The 18,456-nt window shown below is 65.8% G+C and carries 19 protein-coding genes and 3 pseudogenes; 15 read left to right on the forward strand and 7 right to left on the reverse strand.

Going from position 1 to position 18,456, the window contains the following annotated elements; genetic code table 11:
* Nucleotides 1-169 precede the first annotated feature (169 nt).
* The 3 genes and pseudogenes from GFY24_RS13990 to GFY24_RS43695 form a co-directional block, all read right to left on the reverse strand.
* A complete protein-coding gene (locus GFY24_RS13990) occupies nucleotides 170-718 on the reverse strand; it encodes a hypothetical protein (protein WP_153805443.1) in 549 nt (182 codons plus the stop codon).
* Between the two features lie 7 nt (nucleotides 719-725).
* Nucleotides 726-1,846 (reverse strand): annotated as a pseudogene (locus tag GFY24_RS13995) (AMP-binding protein); the annotation flags it as partial.
* Entirely contained in the window at nucleotides 1,843-2,040 is a 198-nt protein-coding gene (locus GFY24_RS43695; protein WP_375336041.1) for a hypothetical protein, read from the reverse strand. The pseudogene GFY24_RS13995 and the gene GFY24_RS43695, both read right to left, overlap by 4 nt.
* Nucleotides 2,041-2,411: 371 nt before the next feature.
* Between GFY24_RS43695 and GFY24_RS14000 the strand changes: the two are divergent.
* A pseudogene (locus tag GFY24_RS14000) lies at nucleotides 2,412-2,932 on the forward strand (type I glutamate--ammonia ligase); the annotation flags it as partial.
* Here GFY24_RS14000 and GFY24_RS14005 read toward each other — a convergent pair.
* A complete protein-coding gene (locus GFY24_RS14005) occupies nucleotides 2,917-3,531 on the reverse strand; it encodes a TetR/AcrR family transcriptional regulator (protein WP_194852858.1) in 615 nt (204 codons plus the stop codon). The pseudogene GFY24_RS14000 and the gene GFY24_RS14005 sit on opposite strands and share 16 nt — an antisense overlap.
* A 102-nt stretch (nucleotides 3,532-3,633) precedes the next feature.
* On the opposite strand from GFY24_RS14005, the gene GFY24_RS14010 reads away from it, so the two are divergent.
* The 4 genes from GFY24_RS14010 (at nucleotide 3,634) to GFY24_RS14025 (ending at nucleotide 6,980) form a co-directional block, all read left to right on the forward strand.
* Nucleotides 3,634-4,119, forward strand: coding sequence for a nitroreductase/quinone reductase family protein (locus GFY24_RS14010; RefSeq protein ID WP_153805445.1), 486 nt, complete (start codon nucleotides 3,634-3,636; stop codon nucleotides 4,117-4,119).
* A gap of 35 nt (nucleotides 4,120-4,154) precedes the next feature.
* Nucleotides 4,155-4,514 carry a nuclear transport factor 2 family protein gene (locus GFY24_RS14015; protein WP_153805446.1) on the forward strand — a complete coding sequence of 120 codons (360 nt, stop codon included), beginning with the start codon at nucleotides 4,155-4,157 and terminating at the stop codon, nucleotides 4,512-4,514.
* A gap of 285 nt (nucleotides 4,515-4,799) precedes the next feature.
* Nucleotides 4,800-6,587: a hypothetical protein gene (locus tag GFY24_RS14020; protein WP_153805447.1), complete on the forward strand. Its 1,788-nt coding sequence runs from the start codon at nucleotides 4,800-4,802 to the stop codon at nucleotides 6,585-6,587.
* 33 nt (nucleotides 6,588-6,620) lie between these two features.
* Complete coding sequence (locus tag GFY24_RS14025) at nucleotides 6,621-6,980, forward strand: arsenate reductase family protein (protein ID WP_153805448.1); 360 nt, start codon at nucleotides 6,621-6,623, stop codon at nucleotides 6,978-6,980.
* A 609-nt stretch (nucleotides 6,981-7,589) separates the two neighbouring features.
* Here GFY24_RS14025 and GFY24_RS14030 read toward each other — a convergent pair.
* Nucleotides 7,590-8,036, reverse strand: coding sequence for a nitroreductase family deazaflavin-dependent oxidoreductase (locus tag GFY24_RS14030; RefSeq protein WP_153805449.1), 447 nt, complete (start codon nucleotides 8,034-8,036; stop codon nucleotides 7,590-7,592).
* A 127-nt stretch (nucleotides 8,037-8,163) separates the two neighbouring features.
* Between GFY24_RS14030 and GFY24_RS14035 the strand changes: the two genes are divergently transcribed.
* Complete coding sequence (locus GFY24_RS14035; RefSeq protein WP_153805450.1) at nucleotides 8,164-8,853, forward strand: TetR/AcrR family transcriptional regulator; 690 nt, start codon at nucleotides 8,164-8,166, stop codon at nucleotides 8,851-8,853.
* Here GFY24_RS14035 and GFY24_RS14040 read toward each other — a convergent pair.
* Both GFY24_RS14040 and GFY24_RS14045 read right to left on the reverse strand, forming a co-directional pair.
* Complete coding sequence (locus GFY24_RS14040; protein ID WP_309230832.1) at nucleotides 8,834-9,196, reverse strand: DUF4873 domain-containing protein; 363 nt, start codon at nucleotides 9,194-9,196, stop codon at nucleotides 8,834-8,836. The genes GFY24_RS14035 and GFY24_RS14040 overlap by 20 nt on opposite strands.
* A 17-nt stretch (nucleotides 9,197-9,213) precedes the next feature.
* On the reverse strand, nucleotides 9,214-10,131 hold the full coding sequence (locus GFY24_RS14045; RefSeq protein WP_153805451.1) for a diiron oxygenase: 918 nt from the start codon (nucleotides 10,129-10,131) through the stop codon (nucleotides 9,214-9,216).
* A 97-nt stretch (nucleotides 10,132-10,228) separates the two neighbouring features.
* Between GFY24_RS14045 and GFY24_RS14050 the strand changes: the two genes are divergently transcribed.
* From GFY24_RS14050 to prcA, 9 genes and pseudogenes are all read left to right on the forward strand, one after another.
* Nucleotides 10,229-10,939: a TetR/AcrR family transcriptional regulator gene (locus GFY24_RS14050; protein ID WP_309230833.1), complete on the forward strand. Its 711-nt coding sequence runs from the start codon at nucleotides 10,229-10,231 to the stop codon at nucleotides 10,937-10,939.
* Nucleotides 10,940-10,993: 54 nt separating this feature from the next.
* Complete coding sequence (locus tag GFY24_RS14055) at nucleotides 10,994-11,605, forward strand: TetR family transcriptional regulator (protein WP_309230834.1); 612 nt, start codon at nucleotides 10,994-10,996, stop codon at nucleotides 11,603-11,605.
* A 31-nt stretch (nucleotides 11,606-11,636) separates the two neighbouring features.
* Complete coding sequence (locus GFY24_RS14060; protein ID WP_153805452.1) at nucleotides 11,637-13,196, forward strand: FAD-dependent monooxygenase; 1,560 nt, start codon at nucleotides 11,637-11,639, stop codon at nucleotides 13,194-13,196.
* Nucleotides 13,197-13,303: 107 nt separating this feature from the next.
* Entirely contained in the window at nucleotides 13,304-14,803 is a 1,500-nt protein-coding gene (gene dop, locus GFY24_RS14065) for a depupylase/deamidase Dop (RefSeq protein WP_153805453.1), read from the forward strand.
* Nucleotides 14,804-14,948: 145 nt separating this feature from the next.
* Entirely contained in the window at nucleotides 14,949-15,983 is a 1,035-nt protein-coding gene (tnpB, locus tag GFY24_RS43700; RefSeq protein WP_375336048.1) for an IS607 family element RNA-guided endonuclease TnpB, read from the forward strand.
* Nucleotides 15,984-15,998: 15 nt separating this feature from the next.
* A pseudogene (locus tag GFY24_RS43705) lies at nucleotides 15,999-16,349 on the forward strand (zinc ribbon domain-containing protein); the annotation flags it as partial.
* A 107-nt stretch (nucleotides 16,350-16,456) separates the two neighbouring features.
* Nucleotides 16,457-16,651: a ubiquitin-like protein Pup gene (locus GFY24_RS14080; protein WP_067536347.1), complete on the forward strand. Its 195-nt coding sequence runs from the start codon at nucleotides 16,457-16,459 to the stop codon at nucleotides 16,649-16,651.
* A gap of 26 nt (nucleotides 16,652-16,677) precedes the next feature.
* Complete coding sequence (prcB, locus tag GFY24_RS14085) at nucleotides 16,678-17,502, forward strand: proteasome subunit beta (RefSeq protein WP_153805455.1); 825 nt, start codon at nucleotides 16,678-16,680, stop codon at nucleotides 17,500-17,502.
* On the forward strand, nucleotides 17,499-18,278 hold the full coding sequence (gene prcA / locus GFY24_RS14090) for a proteasome subunit alpha (protein WP_153805456.1): 780 nt from the start codon (nucleotides 17,499-17,501) through the stop codon (nucleotides 18,276-18,278). The genes prcB and prcA overlap by 4 nt, the downstream gene beginning before the upstream one ends.
* Nucleotides 18,279-18,456 lie beyond the last annotated feature (178 nt).

Raw genomic sequence — 18,456 nt, forward strand, 5'->3', positions numbered from 1 at the left:
CGGGCGGTTAGGGCCGCGGTGGTGGCGGTGCCGTCATCGCCGGGATGCAGGGGGAGCAGGGCGGTCCAGCCGCCGCTGTCCAGGCGCAGGAATACGCCGGGGATGGCTTCGATGCGGTGCCGCAGATCGCTGGTATCGGTGGGGTGGGCCGAGCTGAGGCGGAAGACCGCTATGACGAACGCGTCCGGGACCGCGATGGCGGGTTCGTCCGCCCATTCGATCGGATCGCGGCCGGTGAGCAGGGCATCGGCGATGGCGCGGCGCCGCTCGAGTAGTCCCAGCGCGGATCGTGCACCCGCTGCACACAGGCCGTGGCGATGCGCGAGGTCATCAGGGTGACGAAATGCAGCAGCGGCATGGCCGCGTCGGCCAGCAGTTCGCGCTGATCCGCATCGGCGGCCTCGCGAATACGCGACCAGATGAATTCCGCGCCGATCCGGTAGCGGCCGAGCACCTCTTCGAGGGGTTCACCGTCGCGTACCCGGCCCAGCGCGATCTCCACGGCTTCGCGGGTGTCGTCCTCGCCGGGGCTGATTCCGGTGCGCAGATAGTCGAAGAACAGATCCACGGTGAGTTTGGTGCCGCGTTCGAAACCGCTGGCCACCAAGGATTGCGGCAGGGTCCGGTACGGCGGCATCGCGGTGGGGACCAACTCCCGCACCGCGACCGCGCTCCGATACAACTCTTCCAGCGCCCGGTCCCGGTTCAGCGCTCGCATAACTCTCCTACTGCCCGTACAGCGAGTCGATAGTAGCCGCGTATGCGATAGCTATCGGTTTGCGCCTCAGTTTTCCGGTCGCCGTGAGGCATTCGCTCCCCGGGAGCCACACCTCCGGCAGCACCGCGAACTTCTTGATCTGCTCCACCCGGGAGAGCTTGGCGTTCGCCGCGTCCATCCCGTCCTGAAGAGCCTTGCGCACAATCGGGTCCCGGGCCAGCGCGGCAATACTCCGGTCCGGTAGCCGGTGACGCTCGGCGAAGCCGGCCACCAGATCGGGATCGAGGCAGATGAGTGCGGTGTTGTAGGACCGCGCCTCACCGATCACCGCGATCGGGCCCACGAGCGGAGTGTTCTCGGTGATGGTGTTCTCGATATTGGTCGGCGACATATTCTTTCCCGCCGCATCGATGATGAGCTCTTTCCTGCGATCGACGATTTTCAGGAAACCTTCGGCGTCGAGTTCGCCGATATCGCCGGTGTGCAGCCAGCCGTCCGCGTCGACGGCCTCGGCGGTCTGGTCCGGCGCACCCCGGTAGTCGCGCATGACCATTCGACCGCGCACCAGCACCTCACCGTCCGGCGCGATCCGCACCTCCGCCCCGGGCAGCGCGGTGCCGACGGTGCCGCTTCGACTTTCACCCACACCCGGGGCACACCCAGGAAGACCGACGGATGTACCTCGGTCAACGCCTCGGCGACCTGTCCGAGATCGGGGCAGGTGGTGATCTGCCCGCCACCGATCATCGAAAGATAGTGCGCGAACCAGCGATTCGCCGCATGCGCGTCCGGCAGATACGAGACCACCTTGTTCTCGGGTCCACCACCACCGAATTCCTCGACCACACGCGCGTTTTCGATGAAATTGGTATGCGTGAGCTCCACCTCCTTGGGCGGGTCGGTCGTGCCGGAGGTGTAGACGATGGTGAGCAGATCCGCGGGATCCACTGCCCGCCAGGACTTCTCGAAATCGAAATCCGGGTCGGGCGTGGCCTCCAGTTCGGCGAGCGAGAGCGTCCCCTCCGGCGCGTCGTCCACGCAGATCACGTGCTCGACCGTAATCCCTTGCGCCGCGGCCTGCTCCACCGCGGCCAGGATCCGCGGCAGGAACCGGCGCTCACAGATCACGGCCCTGTTGCCCGCATTGCCGAACTGGTAGACCAGCAGATCCACCGGATTGGTGCACCGTATTCGCGCCAGGTGAGGGTCTGCGCGCCGCCGAGAGTCCGCAGCGCGACCCACTCCGGATAGGCCGCGACCTGGGTTTGGAACGCCTCACACAGCGTGCGCGGCGGCACCGCCGACAGCAATGTTGAACTCACGACCTACCTCTGGCTCACCTCATCGAGAGCGCCACGGCCCCCGGGTTGCCATCCAGCACACCGCACAAAGACGGGTCGATACCAGTGGCAATAAAGCAGATCCGAGGCGAGAGGTTTGTGCATGTGACCAAATTGCTCGGGGAGAGTCTCGGAATGGTTTGGCCGGTCGGCCTGCGACGTATCGTTTTTTCAAGCCATAGGACCGCCGGACCCCGACCGGGCCGTCCGATCGGGTAGCGGTGCGGCTGTACGAGGAGCCCGCAGTGATCACCCCTACCGCACATGGAGTACAGGACTACATCAGCGCCGAGGAAATCGAATATGTCGACATCCGCTTCTGTGATGTCCCCGGCGTACAACAGCATTTCTCCATTCCCGCAACAATGTTCGGACCCGATCTGGTCGAGGAGGGCATCGCGTTCGACGGTTCGTCGGTCCGCGGCTTCCAGGAGGCGGGATATGCGGGTCTGTCCGATCTGGCCCGCCACTACATCGGCGGCCTCCTGCACCACGCGCCCTCCCTGCTGGCCTGGACCAACCCGACCGTGAACTCCTACAAACGCCTGGTCCCCGGCTATGAGGCACCCGTGAATCTGGTCTACAGCCAGCGCAATCGCTCAGCGGCCGTACGCATCCCGGTCACCGGAGCCAGCGCCGCCACAAGGACCTCTACGAACTCACCCCCGAAGAATCCGCCGAAGTAACCCAGACCCCCGCCAGTCTCTCGGCCGTAATCGACCGCCTCGAATCCGACCACGATTACCTCACCCAGGGCGGCGTCTTCACCGACGACCTCATCGAAACCTGGATCCGCATAAAGCGAGACAATGAAATAGCCGAAATCAACATCCGCCCCCACCCTTACGAATTCGATCTCTACTTCGACGTATGAAAAAGGCGGGCAAGGGTTTCGGCCACGGATTCCGGGGTGGGCAGGTCGACGAGTGCGTCCGGTGGGCTGAGTCTGCGTTGCAGCGCGCGTTGGTGCGCGGCTCCGACCAGAAGTAGCGCCGCGGGCCGTGGATCATCGCCGGCGGCCGGGTGCCGGGAGAGTTGGGCGACAACGGCATCCACTGCCCGGTGCGGGCCCAGATCGAGATCGCGGCTGCGCTCCAGGTAGACGGCCCGCAGCTCGGCATCGGACTCGACCGCGGCCATGACCGGGATGGTGGCCAGGAAGAACTCTTCCAGGGTGGTCAGCAGGGTCAGCAGGTCGGCGGGGAGATCGGTTGCGGGGGAGTCGGATCGGTCGGCCAAGAGGTCCTTCAGGGGGCGCAACTGCTGCTGGATCACCGCTTGCAGCAGGCCCATGCGGTCGCCGAAATGGTAGAAGATGCTCGATTCGGCCACGCCCGCGCGTTTGGCGATCTCCTTGGTGGAGAGCCGGGCCGCGCCGGATTCGTCCAGGAGTTGCCAGGCTTGGTCGATGACCGATTCGCGCACGCCGGTGCGGGGGCGGCCGCGGGGGCGGGTCGCGCGCTCGGATGTCACATCGCCTCCTCGGATGTTCGGTTGCCGCCCTTGCAGTATGCCGTATGGGGACGTATTTTCTGAGTAGCAACTCAGTAAATAGGTGACTCGGAGGTAGTACCGATGTCCAGCCCCACCAGCGTCCAACCGGGGAGAGCGTCGCGAGTTCAGCGCGCCGCAGACGCCTTCATGCGCAGACTGCTGCGCTCACCCATGCATCGGATGGTCAGCGACAAACTGCTGATCGTCACCGTGATCGGCCGCAAGACCGGACACGTCTACGAAAACCCCGTCGGGTACGCCGAATACGATGGAGAGATCCTCATCGGCACCGCCGCACACTGGCATCGCAATCTACGTGCGGGCGAACCTGTTCGGCTCACCCTGCGCAGGCAGATCGTCGAAGCCGATTGGGTGGTAAGCAAAGACGAGGAGACGGTGGCCGAGTGCTATCGAATCATCCTCGAGCACAACCCGACCCACGGGAAGTTCGCGAAGATCAGCCTCGACCCGGTCGGACGGGTCAACCGCAAGGAATTGCGGGCATCCATGGATCGAGGCACCGTCGTGGTGCGACTGCGGCCCCGCACGGCTTTACCTGACGCGTAATCGACTCTGCGCACCGCGGCGAAGAAGCTTGGTGCATGAGCGAATACGAGAACATTGCACAGCGTTACATCGACAGCTGGAACGAGCGGGAGAGCGGCAAGCGCCGGGCCCTGATCGACGATCTGTACGCATCCGACGTCGTCTTCACCGACCCACTGGTCGAACTGGTCGGCACCGACGCCGTCGCCGAGATGGTCGCCGGCGCCCAGGAACAGTTCGCCGGACTGGAATTCGGGCTCGGACCCGTCGACGGCCACCACGATATCGCCCGATTCACCTGGACGCTCGGCGCGCCCGGAGCCGGCGAGCCCATCGTGATCGGCTTCGATGTGATCACCATCGCCGACGGAAAGATCCAGCGCGTGCACGGATTCCTGGACAAGGTGCCCGCCTGAGTGTTGAGTATTCGGTGGTGCGGACGCGAATCATGGCCGCACCACCGGATATTCGGTTGTGAGCCCGATCAGGGGGTGGTGCCGTCGGCGCTGGCGCGGCGGAAACTGTTGTGGGGGAACGTAGTTGAGAGGCGGGGGAGGAGCGGCACCGGCGACCGATGAAGGTCGGCGGGCGGCCGGTCATGCCCGACCGCGTCAAACTATGACGTTTCCCTCACTGCCCGCGCGAGTCCGGTGGTGCGCCATACGATCCGGACCTGAAGAATGCGGGAAGGCGAAGAGGCCATGGATCGAAATGCGTTCGTCGAAGTGATGAACGAGGCGAGCGGCATGCTGGAGTCCGGACGTGCGCCCGAAGCGCTCGCCAGACTCACGGAGTTCGACAATGCACTGCTGAGCCCACCGGACCCCAAGGACTACGGCTGGGTCGTGTCCTACACCTTCCGGTCCGCGTTCGCCGCGGGCGAATTCGCGCAGGCGCTGCGCATAGCCGAGAACGGGCCCGCCCGCTTCCCGGCCGACATCCCGCCGGCCACCCTCGCCACCATGTACTCCATGGGCGTGGAGGCCGCCACCCAACTCGGCCGCCCCGACAGCGCCGTCACCATGGCCGACCGCTGCATCGACATCCGCCGCGGCCACGGTGACCACGGCGAAGTCCTGATGGCCGCCATGACCGCCTGCACCCTGCTCGGCGATATCGAAAGACACGACCTGGCAAGCCGATACGCCCAGCTCCTCATCGCCGAGGGCGACGGCGACCACCGCGCCTACGGTTACTACGCCGTCTGCGCGGCCATCGAACACGGCGTCGGCGGGCACCTCGTCGACACCCTGCGCGCCGGCCGCGACTGGCTGCGGTCCCACGACAACGAATTCGCCCGCGAGGCACTGCAATACCTGGACAACTCCCCGGCGGTCGCGAACGGCGCAGTCTCGCCCACCGCCCCGCCCCCGTCGAGTCAAGAACCCTTCGCCCCCTCGGGCCAAGACATGTTCGCGGAGCCCCCGCTCGGGCAAGACATGTTCGCCGAGCCTCCCCTCGGGCAGGACCCGTTCACCCCGCCTCCCTTCGGGCAGGACCCGTTCACTCCGCCTCCCCTCAGCCCCGACGCGTTCGCCCCGTCACTGCCCGACCAAGCCCCGATCGGCCTGCCACCCCTCGGCCCCGGACCCCTCGGCTCCGTACCCGATGGACAAGGCCCTCTCGGTGCCGGACCCAACGGGCAAGGACCCGCCGGCTTCGGGCCCAATGGCCAAAGCCCGCTCGCGCCGGAGCCTTTCGGCCAAGTACCCTTCGGTGACGCACCGGTCGACGGAAATCCCTTGGCGCAGACCCCGTTCGGTGGGGACCCGCTGGGACCGCCACTGCTGGGCCCGGATTCGCTCGGGCTGCCGCCCCTCGGTCCGCCCCTCGGCGAGGTAGCGCAGACGGAATTGCTGAGCGTCTCCGGGAACGGCATCGAATCCGTCACCGGGCCGAAACAGCCACCGGCAGATCAACTCGCGGGCGGCGAGACCGCCGACGCGCTCCTGGAAGCACAGCGGCCAGGTATCGCTGCCGCCGCCTACCGCGCACTCATCGACGACGCGATCGCCACCGGCAAACCCGATCCACTGATCCTCGGCAAGTCGGTGCTCGGCATGCTCATGGCGCTCATCTTCGACAACCGAGTCGGCGAAGCCCATTCGGTATGGATCGACGAACAGGGACCGACCTATCTCGGCGTCTGGGCCCTCGAAAACGGCCAAACCTCGATCCATGACGCCATGGCCTACAACCTGGTCGCCGCATTCCTGCACTCCCTCAGCACCGGCGACCCCAATGCCGCCAACCACGCCGTAGACACCCTCATGGGCCGCTGCGTCAACTGGGCCTTCGGCACCGACGCCCAGGTAGTCCCCGCCATGCTCAACACCTGGCGCCGCCACCTCTACGAAATCCACGAAGGCGAACCCGCACCCGAATACCGCTGGGAACTCACCCAAGCCGAACAACGCTGGGGCGGCCCCCTGCCCGAGTCCGCCCTGTACTGGATGCGCCCCTACCCCTGGATCGTCGACTGGCTGTAATCGGCAGCCGGAGTCGATCGCTAGGCTGCCGATATGGCAACCGAGATCTGGCACAACCCCAAGTGCTCGAAGAGTCGCACAGCGAAGGCGATGCTCGACGACACCGGTGTCGAATACGTCGAGCGCCGGTACCTGGACAACCCGCCCAGCACCGACGAAATCCGCAGCGTCCTGACCAAACTCGCCCTCGAGCCCTGGGACATCACCCGCACCGCCGAGCCCGAGGCCAAGGAGCTGGGCATCTCGGCCTGGGGCCGAAGCCCCGCCGACCGCGAACGCTGGATCGACGCACTCGCCACCCACCCACGCCTGATCCAGCGCCCCATCGTCCTCACGGACGACGGTCGCGCGATCCTCGCCCGCAGCGACGACACCCTCGACGCCCTGCGCTGAACTGGAATACCCGAAAGACCAAGAGATACAAAGACAAAAGACTCAAAGACAAAAGACGCCAGGACAAGAAGAGCAGAAAACAAGACGAGAAAAAATAGGACAAAACCCCCACCCTCGACCTGGACATGCGATCACTGGGACATGAGCGTGGTGTCGTGCGGCGTGTCGCACTGTGAGTTCCCGGTGATCGATCGTCCAACATCGCGAGGGTCTGTTTTGGTGTCTTTGTCTTTGGTCTTTGGGCTCGAGAAGGTGACCACGGCCGGTCTTCCCGCAGGGAACGGGACGATCCGGGTGTAGTCCGGTAGCTCGAGTCGGGTACGGCAGGCGACGTGCCCAGCGATGCCTGCTTTGCCACGGAAATCGCATGCGCAAAATGCAACCGTCGCCGCATTGGGCGGCCTCGAACCGCGATCCGTTCCCAGGGCATACCCGTGATGCTCCAACCGATGTGCCGAGTGTGCACTCGCGGCGGTGTTTTGTCTTTTTCCCCGCCACAGTTGCACACTCGCCCGCCATACCTGCACACTCGGCAAGCACCCTGCCGGTCGGTAGATGAATCCCGCCCCGCCGCTGCCGGTTTCGTCCAGTTCGGGCGGCGGGCGGATTTCAAGAGAGTTGGAAGACGGGGAATCCCGGTGCGATGGCTGCCAATTCGGCATCCGAGGAGTTCTTGTCCAGGCCCTCGAAGAAGCGGCCCAGCTCCCAGCCCCAGCGGTCGAGGTAAGCGTGCAGCGCGGGGAGTTTTTCGGCATCGGAGAGTTCGCGGGCGGTGAACGGCTCGGCTTTGCGGCCGAGGCGGAGTTCGCCACCGCCGGCCGCGCGCAGGTTTTTGACCCAGTCGGTGTGCCCGCGCGGTGCGACCAGGTAGCGGGTGTCGTCGACGATGAGCAGGTTGACCATGGTGGTGCGCCATTCGCCGCTCTTGCGGCCGCGCACCGCGAGTACGCGGGAACCGCCGACGCCGAGGCCGAGTCCCGGGAGGGTTTTGAAGACGCGGTTCATGATCGTGTCCAGGCCGGAGGGGGTGAGGTAGCGGTTAGCGAGGTCGTTCATGATGGCTTCCTTCTCGGTGTGAGAGCGGTGCTCTCTGATGTGAACAGTGTGCATGCGTCGGCGCCTCGCTGTCAAGAGCGGTGCTCTCGTTTGATTCATATGCTCCGCGACGTGGCACACTGTTCGAATGAGCGTTCCCCGCACCGCCCGCGAACGGGCCCGAGCCGAGATCACCCGCGAGATCGCCGACGCGGCCCGCCGTCAGCTCGCCGAATCCGGTGCGGCCGCGCTCTCGCTGCGCGCCATCGCCCGCGAACTCGGCATGGTCTCCTCGGCGCTGTACCGGTACTTCCCGAGCCGCGACGAACTGCTCACCGCACTGATCATCGAGGCGTACAACGCCATTGGCGAGGCGGTGGAGAATGCCGTCGCCACCGGCGATACGCCGCGGGCGCAGTGGCGGGCCGCGGCCGCGGCGGTGCGGCACTGGGCGATCGGTCATCCGCACGAGTACGCGCTGCTGTACGGCTCGCCCGTGCCCGGATATCAGGCTCCGCAGGACACCATCCAGCCCGCCTCGCGAGTGCCGATCGCGGCGCTGGGCATTGTCGTAAAGGCATGGGAGAGTGGAACTCTCGTGCCCGAGGCGGGTGGTATGTCCGCCGAACTCACCGCGCAATCCACCGAGATCGGGGCGCAGATCGCGCCAGGGCTGCCGCCGGAGAGCGTGGCGCGCACCGTGGTGGCATGGACGCAGCTCTACGGTGCGGTCACCTTCGAATTGACCGGGCAACTCGTCGGCAGTATGGACCCGGCGGGGCCGTTCTTCGAATACGCCGTGGAGTTGATGGCCGACCTCATCGGCCTCCCCGCCTGACGCACAGTCGGCCGAGGTGAATCTCGGCCTGCTCCAAGGGGAATGGTGGTGTGCCGATGCCGACTATGCGCAGATTTCCCCAAGGGTCGTGCTCCTGGAGCACGCCGCGCGCCGGTGTGCCGCCGGGCAGGGTGAGGAAGACCTGGCCGCGTCCTGGATCGGGTAATTCGGTGCCCTCGGGTGCGGAAACCCTGCCGTACCAATGGAAATTGCCGTCTATCGGGTCCAGGTGACCGTTCAGGCTCACCATCACGGCGATCTCCGCACCCGGTGCGTCGAGTAGCGCTGGACCCGAATACTCCGGTGCGGGTACAGGATCCGGGTAATCCGGCTCTGCGGTCACCGGCCGCCGCGAGCGCCTCACAGCAGCCCCCGGCGTCGCCAGATGCGCTTGCCGATCGGTCCGATCAAACCCTGCTTGTCCAGGAACGCACCGAGATTCGCCGCCCCGATGCCGAGCACTCGCCGGGCATGCGGATTGGCGCGCGCCATCCGACGGGCCGCGCGGCCGCCCTCGATTCCGGCGCGGGTGTACATGTGCCAGTTCGTCATCAGGTGTACGAACAGCGGAGCGGCAATCGCCACGCACAGCCTGGTGTATGCGCGCTCCATGCCCGATATCTCAGGTACCTTGCGTGCCAAGGCATCTCGAGCGAATCCAATATGCCGCGCCTCCTCGGTCACATGAATTCGCATGGCCCGCGCCACCACCGGCTGCAACTCCGGATCGTCCAGGGTCTGCCGTTGAATCGCGTCGAAGATCTCCTCGCCCACAAGCGCACCCACCCACACCATGGAGCCCCGCAGGAACAGTTGCAGCGCGCTGATGGTCAGTCGCTCATAGCGATTGGGCCAGTACGGCCGCGCCTCGACCTTGTCGATGAGCTTGCCGAACATCATCATGTGGCGGCATTCGTCGCCCATCTCGGTGAGCGTGTAATGCGAGTGCCGGGTGGTCGGATCGCCGGACATGAGCTCGCGCAACAGGATTCGGTTCAGCAGGTTCTCGAACCAGATGCCCACCGACAGCACATTCGCCAGTTCCTGGCGGGAGAGTTCGCGGCGCTGTTCGTGATCCATGGACTCCCAGAGAAGCGTGCCGTACAGCGAGACGACCTCGGCCGGGAGGAAGAGTTTGCGCGGGTCCAGGGGTGCGTCCCAGTCGATATCGACGACCGGGTCGTAGAACTTCTTCACATGCCCGGCGAGCAAACGCTGGGCGAAGGAATCGCGGGGGAGCATTGTGTTCTCGGGGGAGGTGATGGCGTCATTGCTCATGGCAGCATCCTGACTCGAATTACTGATACGCGCTGTTACACTCAGATTAGTGGTACATCATGTATCGGTCAATGAGCGGGTGGGTATCGTGAACCAAGTGACCGGAACCAGCGCCCACTCCACCTCGACGGCCACCGACGGCCGCAGCACCCGCTGGAACGGCCATAAAGCCCGCCGCCGCGCCGATATGCTCGACGCCGCGCTCACCGTCATCGAGTCCAATGGCACGGAGATCTCCGTCCAGCAGATCGCCGATCGGTTGAAAGTGCCACGGCCGGTGGTCTACCGGCACTTCGACGGCCGCGCCGATCTCGACGAGCAAATTCGCCGCCACATTCTGGATTCGCTACTGGCCGAACTACTTCCGCGCCTGCGGCCCGACGGCACCGTGCGCGATGCGGTGCGCGGCGCGGTCGGCACCTACGTGGGATGGGTTGAGCGGCACCCGAATCTGCATCGCTTCCTCGCCGCCGGTGACCCGCACGGCGGATCCGGGAGTGCCCTCGCGGGTGCGCGCGATCGCATAGGGGCGCAATTGGCCGACCTGTTCGCCGATATCCTCGGCGGCTTCGGCCTCGATCCGAATCGCGCCCGCCCCACGGCTTTCGGCATGGTCGGCTTCGTCGACGGGGTGGTCAACAGCTGGCGGGCCGATGGCGTGCTCACCTCCGAGCAGGTCGAGGGCATTCTCACCGAATCGGTGCTCGCGTTGCTGGAGGGCAATGCGCGCAGCCTCGAAGTGCCGCTGACCCGCGACACGGTGGTGGCCGATCTGGTCGCGCGCTCGGCGGCCACTCGCTCCGCATAATGTTGCCTCGACGGAAATATTGCCATCGCGGCAAATTTCTGTACGCTAGGTCGTGTGAGCGATGGACTGCGTGAGCGTAAGAAGCGGGAAACCCGGCTCGCGCTGAGTACGGCGACCATTCGACTGGCCGTGGAGCGTGGCTGGGACGAGGTGACGGTGGACGATATCGCCGCCGCCGCCAATGTCTCGGTGCGCACCTTCCGCAACTACTTCTCCAGCAAGGCCGAAGCGGTCGCCTCCCGGCATCTCGAGCGCATGCGACAGGTGGCGGAGGAGCTGCTGGCGCGACCGGCGAGTGAATCCCTCTGGGAGGCGCTCACGGCCGCCGTGCTGGACAGGTTCGCGCTGGGACACGAGATCAACGCCGATGCGGCACCGGATCGGCACTGGGTCGACGGAATCCGGCTGATGCTGAGCGCCCCCGCGGTGCAGGTGGCCATACTCGCGGCCAATGCCGAAGCACAGCAAGAACTTTCGGCCGCCGTCGCGGTGCGCACCGGCACCGACCCGGAGCGGGATATGTACCCGAATCTGGTCGCCGCCGCCGTTATCGCGGGTTGCTCGGTCGCCATCGAACAATCCCAGCGCACCGGTTCCGCCGAATCGATCATGCCGCTGCTGCGCCATGCGCTCACCGGACTCGCGGCAGGGCTGCCGGAGCCGTAGTCACGAAACCTGCTCTCTGTCAGGAGAAGTCATGATCTACGACGTAATCATCGCCGGAGCCGGCCCCGTCGGCCTGATGCTGGCGAGCGAACTCGGCCTGGCCGGGGTCCGGCCGCTGGTACTCGAACGGCTCACCGAACCCAGTACCGAGCACAAGGCCAATGGGCTGGTCGGGCAGGTGGTGCCGATGATGGATCGGCGCGGGCTGTACGAGCGGCTCGGCGGTCCACCCGGACGGCCGCAACCCAACTCCAATTATTTCATGTTCGCCGCTCTCCCTTTGGATTTGAGTCTGCTGGAGCGGAGTCCCGTCTACAACATGGCGGTACCGCAACCGCGCATCGTCGAGGTATTGCGGGAGCGGGCGCTGGAGCTCGGGGCCGAAATCCGCTGGGGCGCGGAGATTATCGATATCGCGCAGGACGATGACGGTGTGTCCGTGGAGATTTCGGATGCCGAAGGGACACACCTGCTCCACACTCGCTACCTCGTGGGCGCGGACGGCGGCCACAGCCTGGTCCGCAAGCGTGCCGGAATCGATTTTCCCGGAGTCAGTTACGACCGCACCACCGGCCGCACCGTCCACGCCGCGATACCCGCGGAGTGGGTGGATCCGGCGACGGGCAGCCTGCGGGTCCCCGGCGTCGGCGATATCCGCCCCTTCATGCCCATCCGGACCGAGCGCGGCGGGTTCGCCTACGCGCCGTTCCCCGGCCGCAGCCCGCTGCTCAACACCACCGAGTGGGACCGTCCCGCACCGGACGGGCCGCTGACCCTCGAAGAGATGCAGGCCAGTATCGCGTACGTGCTCGGCGCGGAGGTCCCGCTCGCACCACCGACCGGCCCGGGAGAACCCGCGCTGCGCCGTCAGCTCGGCGGAAACACCAGGGTCGCAGCGCAATTCCGGGACCGCCGGATCTTCCTGGCCGGCGACGCGGCACATGTGCTGGTCTTCGGCGGCGGCCCCGGGCTCAACCTGGGCTTGCAGGACGCCATGAACCTCGGATGGAAACTCGCCGCCGAAATCGACGGCCGGGCGCCCGCGGGACTCCTGGACAGTTATGACACCGAACGCCGCATGGCGGCCCGCCGCGCGGTACTGCAATCGCAGGCGCAGGCCACACTGCTCGCCCCGGGTGCCGATGTCACCGCCATGCGCGAGGTCTTCGCCGAACTGCTCACCGACCGATCCACGGTGCAGCGGCTCGCCGACCTGATCTCCGGTTCCGATATTCGCTACGACATGGGTGAACCCGATCCACACCCACTGGTCGGCTGGCCCGCTCCCGATCTCGACCTCCGCGTCGCGTCAGGCACCCATCGCCTGGCCGAATTGACCAGAGCCGCAAAGCCTTTGCTGCTCGACTTCAGCATCGACGGATCGTTCGCCGCCGGGCTGCGGCAGTGGGGTGATCGGGTGGAGATCGTCGTGGCCGAGATGGACGAGCCGCCCGCCACCGCACTCCTGCTGCGCCCGGACTCCTATGTGGCGTGGGCCTGTAACTCGGCGCGGCCGAATACCGCTGAACTGGAGGAACTTCGGTCGGCGCTGGCGCGCTGGCTCGGCCCGGTGCCGGTGGCGGCGGTCTAGTTCCAGGTGTGCGACTACCGCGCTCGGTGCGGGCGCGGTAGCTCGCATTCCACGGCCACTCCACCGGTCGCGCCCGATACGCGGCCGCGTCGCCTAGGCTCGACCACATGCAGCGCATCATCGGAATCGAGGTCGAGTACGGCATTTCGACGCCTTCGGAGCCGTCGGCCAACCCGATTCTCACGTCGACCCAGGCGGTCCTCGCCTATGCCGCAGCCGAAGGCGTGCCGCGCGCCAAACGCACCCGCTGGGATTACGAGGTGGAGTCACCGCTGCGCGATGCGCGCGGCTTCGACCTCGGACGACTCAATGGCCCGGCACCCGTTATCGACGCCGACGAGGTCGGCGCGGCGAATATGATCCTCACCAATGGCGCGCGGCTCTACGTCGACCACGCGCACCCCGAATACTCCGCACCCGAGGTCACCGACCCCCTCGACGCGGTCATCTGGGACAAGGCCGGCGAACGAGTCATGGAGGCCGCCGCCCGCTTCGCCTCCAGCGTGCCCGGTGCGCCGCGGATGCAGTTGTACAAGAACAACACCGACGGCAAGGGCGCGTCCTACGGCACCCACGAGAACTACCTCATGAGCCGTGAGACCCCGTTCAACCAGATCATTCTGGGTCTCACCCCGTTCTTCGTCTCACGGCAGGTGATCTGCGGTTCCGGCCGGGTCGGCATCGGCCAGAACGGTGATACGCCCGGTTTCCAGCTGTCCCAGCGCGCGGATTACATCGAGGTCGAGGTCGGCCTGGAGACCACACTCAAGCGCGGCATCATCAACACCCGCGACGAACCGCACGCCGACGCCGACAAATACCGTCGCCTGCACGTCATCATCGGCGACGCCAACCTGAGCGAATGGGCCACCTACCTCAAGGTCGGCACCAGCGCTCTCGTACTCGACATGATCGAGGCGGGCGAAGACCTCTCGGACCTGCAATTGGCCCGCCCAGTCACCGCCGTACACACCATCAGCCACGACCCGACCCTGCGCGCCACCGTCGCGCTCGCCGACGGCCGCGAACTGACCGGCCTTGCGCTGCAACGCATCTACCTCGATCGCGTGGAGAAGTTCGTCTACCGCCAGGGCATCGACGACACCCGCATCCAAGACCTGCTCACCAAATGGGCCCACGTGCTGGACCTGCTCGAGCGCGACCCCATGGAGACCGCGGACCTGCTCGACTGGACCGCCAAACTCCGTCTCCTGGAAGGCATGCGCACCCGCGAGGGCCTCAACTGGGCCGCCCCCAAACTGCACCTGGTCGACCTCCAATACTCGGACGTCCGCCTCGACAAGGGCCTCTACAACCGCCTGGTAGCCCGCGGCTCCATGCAGCGCCTGGTCACCGAACAACAGATCCTCGACGCAATGACCAACCCGCCCACCGACACTCGCGCCTACTTCCGCGGCGAATGCTTGCGCCGCTTCGGCGCCGATATCGCAGCGGCCAGCTGGGACTCGGTCATCTTCGACCTCGGCGGCGACTCCCTGGTCCGCATCCCCACCCTCGAACCCCGCCGCGGCACCAAAGCCCACGTAGGCAAGTTGCTGGACGGTGTCGCCACCGCCGCCGAACTGGTCCAGCAACTCACCCACTAGGCGATTGGCGGGGTTTTCGGGCCAGCTCCGAGACCCCGCCCAGGGCGTGCGGAACTTTTCTTGCGTGTTGCCCACACGCGGCTTGTCGTGTCGCGACAGAGCCACTAATTTCGAACACGTGAGCGAGTACCTGCTTTCGGATGAAGTGTCCGGTGTTCCTCAGGGATCGCCGGTCATCCAGGCATATCGGTTCGCGCTCGATCCGACGCCCGCGCAGGAACGGGCGCTGCGCTCGCACTGTGGTGCCCAGCGTGTCGCGTACAACTGGGGCTTGGCCACGGTGAAAGCGAATTGGGAACAGCGAGAGGCGGAACTGACCTATGGCATCCCCGAGGCCGCCAGGACTCAGCCGCTCAACTGGTCCGCATACGCGTTGCGGAAGCTTTGGAACCCGCGCAAGGACGAGGTTGCGCCGTGGTGGAGTGAGAACTCGAAGGAGTCGTACGCATCCGGACTGGCGAACCTCGCTGTCGCACTGGCCAACTGGTCGGCTTCGAAGCGGGGGACCCGATCGGGAGCGACAGTCTGCTTTCCGAGATTCAAATCCAAACGATCGCCGCTGTCGTGCCGATTCACCACGGGCGGCTTTGGTTTGGCGGGAGCCAGGCGACGTCACGTGCGATTGCCCAGTATCGGGGTCGTCCGGACCCACGAGTCGACTCGAAAGCTGGTGCGCCGCATCCAGCGTGGTGTCGCGAGGCTGCGTTCCGTGACCGTGGTCTTCCGCGGGGGTCGCTGGTTTGCTTCGTTCTCCGTCGAGAATCTGCGATCGGATGCTCCTGCGCGGTGGCCCGACCTGGCGGTCGGAGTCGATCTCGGCATCTCGCATCTGGCCGTGCTCTCCCGGTCGGTCCGCGGGATATCTGATGCAGACGGAGCTGTCTCGAACGGCAGACGCCTGGAGCGGGAGCTTCGGACTCTCCGGCGACTCGAACGGCAGGCTGGACGGCGGATCGGTGCGGATCGGCGTACCCGGCATCCGGGATCCGCGCGGTGGCGTCGAACCAGGGCGCGAATCGATCGACTGCACCGGCGAGCGGCGAATGCCCGCCGGAATGATGCCCACAAGCTGACGAGTGCGCTGGCCGCGAGGTTCGGTGTCATTGTGATCGAAGATCTGAACATTGTTGGGATGCTTCGCAATCGAAGACTGGCCCGAGTCATATCCGACGCGGGCTAGGGTGAACTCCGCCGCCAACTCGAATACAAGGTGCGCTGGCGGGGCGGTGAGCTGCAGGTGGCCGATCGCTGGTTCCCGAGCTCCAAGACGTGCGGTCGCTGTGGTGCGGTGAAAACCAAGCTGCGCCTGGATGAGCGTGTGTATCGATGCGATCGATGCGGGCACCGCGCCGATCGCGATGTGAATGCGGCCCGAAACCTCGCGGCGCTCGCGAGTAAGCCGCAGGTTGGCTCTACGTCCTCCTCGAGGTGCGGGGCGACGTTGAACGAGCCCGATGGAAAGCCATGTAAGCCCAAACCTGTTGGCAGCGGCTATAGCCACGGGAACTCTCTACAGGGAGAGAACGTTGCGGGAGAGATCGCGTAACTGCCTAGCGAGTAACACCATCAGAACTCGTGGTACCGGTAGTGTTGGGGGACGGGCATCGGATTTTCTCCGGTGCTCGCCGATGATCACAGAGGAGGTCGGCTGCTATGGCACAAGAGCAGACCAAGCGCGCCGGTGGTGGCGACGAGGACGAGGGGCCCGTCGGGGACGGTGCTGCGGGGCAGGAGCGCCGGGAGAAACTGGCTGAGGAGACCGACGACCTGCTCGATGAGATCGACGATGTTCTCGAGGAAAATGCCGAGGACTTCGTGCGTGCGTACGTTCAGAAGGGCGGCCAGTGACCCAAGGCGACCCATTGCGTCTCCAAATGGGGAACGCCCTCTCTTCCTTCTCCGAATACCTGCGGTTGCACGCTCCGGAACTGTTGCCCGGCAACAGCTTCCGGACCGAAGGCGCGCTCTTGAACGCGAGCGCGCCGTCGGATATCGCACCGCACGGCACCACCATCGTCGCGGTCAGTTACCGCGGCGGCGTGCTGATCGCGGGCGACCGCCGGGCCACCCAGGGCAACCTGCTGGCCAGCCGTGACATCGAGAAGGTGTACATCACCGACACCTTCTCCGCGGCCGGCATCGCGGGCACCGCGGGTATGGCCATCGAGATGATCCGGCTGTTCGCGGTGGAGCTCGAGTACTACGAGAAGATCGAGGGCGTCTCCCTCACCTTCGACGGCAAAGCCAACAAACTCTCGAAGATGGTGCGCGACAACCTCCCCGCGGCCCTACAGGGTCTCGCGGTGGTGCCGCTACTGGTGGGTTACGACCCGGACCAGCAGGACCCGGACAAGTCCGGCCGCATCATCTCCTACGACGTGGTCGGCGGCCGCAGCGAGGAGCGATTCGGTTACACCGCTGTAGGTTCCGGTTCGCTGTTCGCCAAATCGTCGCTGAAGAAGACGTACAAGCGCGGCATAGATCAGGACAAGGCGCTCAGCATCGCCGTCGAGTCCCTGTTCGACGCCGCCGACGACGACACCGCCACCGGTGGCCCCGACACCCTGCGGGGCATCTATCCGACGGCGATCGTCATCGATTCCGAAGGCTCCGTTGAGGTGTCGGAGGGTCGGCTGGCCGAGATCACTCGCGAGATCGTGGCCGAACGCGTGGACGAAGAGGGGAGTGCCCGAGTATGACACTGCCGTATTACGCGTCCGCCGAACAGATCATGCGCGACAAGACCGAACTCGCGCGCAAGGGCATCGCACGCGGGCGAAGCGTCATCGTGCTGGTGTACGACAAAGGTGTGGTGTTCGTGGCCGAGAACCCCTCGGCCACACTGCACAAGGTGAGCGAATTGTACGACCGCGTCGGCTTCGCCGCGGTCGGCAAGTACAACGAGTTCGAAAGCCTGCGCCGCGGTGGCATTCTGCAGGCTGATCTGCGTGGTTACCAGTTCGACCGGCGCGATGTCACCGGCCGGTTCCTGGCCAACCTGTACGCGCAGAGCCTGGGCACCATCTTCACCGACCAGCTCAAGCCGTTCGAGGTGGAGATCTGTATCGCCGAGGTCGGCTACCCTGGTCAGGACCCGAATTCGGTGCTGTACCGGATCAACTTCGACGGATCCATTGTCGACGAGCGCGAATTCGTGGTGATGGGCGGCAATACCGAGCCCATCGTCACCGCGCTCAAGGCGTCCTACCAGCCCGGTTTGGACCTGCACTCGGCCGTCACGGTCGCGATGCAGGCCTTCGCCAAATCCGCTCCCGAGGGTGCGGACAAGGACAAGAAGGCCGCGGTGCCCTCCTCCCTGGAGGTCGCCACGCTCGAACAGTCCCGGCCGCGACGGGCCTTCCGCCGCATCACCGGATCCGCGCTACAGGAACTGATCACCGGCAAGACGCAGAGCGCCGCGGCGGCGGCCGAGGCCGATAAGCCCTCGTCCGGAGATCCGTCCCAGGCCGAATAATTCGCCGAAATCCCCGGCCGCACAGCACAAGTGCGCGGCCGGGATTTCCGGTGATTTCGACCCGCCTCGAAACCGGGCCGCGAACCCTATTGTTCGCGGCCCGGTTTCGCGTTTTCACCCCCCGCCATGTTGCACTCGGCACCCCCGAGTGTTTGCACTCTGCACAGCAGAGTGCAAA

The sequence above is a fragment of the Nocardia sp. SYP-A9097 genome, assembly GCF_009649815.1.
Lineage (GTDB): Bacteria > Actinomycetota > Actinomycetes > Mycobacteriales > Mycobacteriaceae > Nocardia.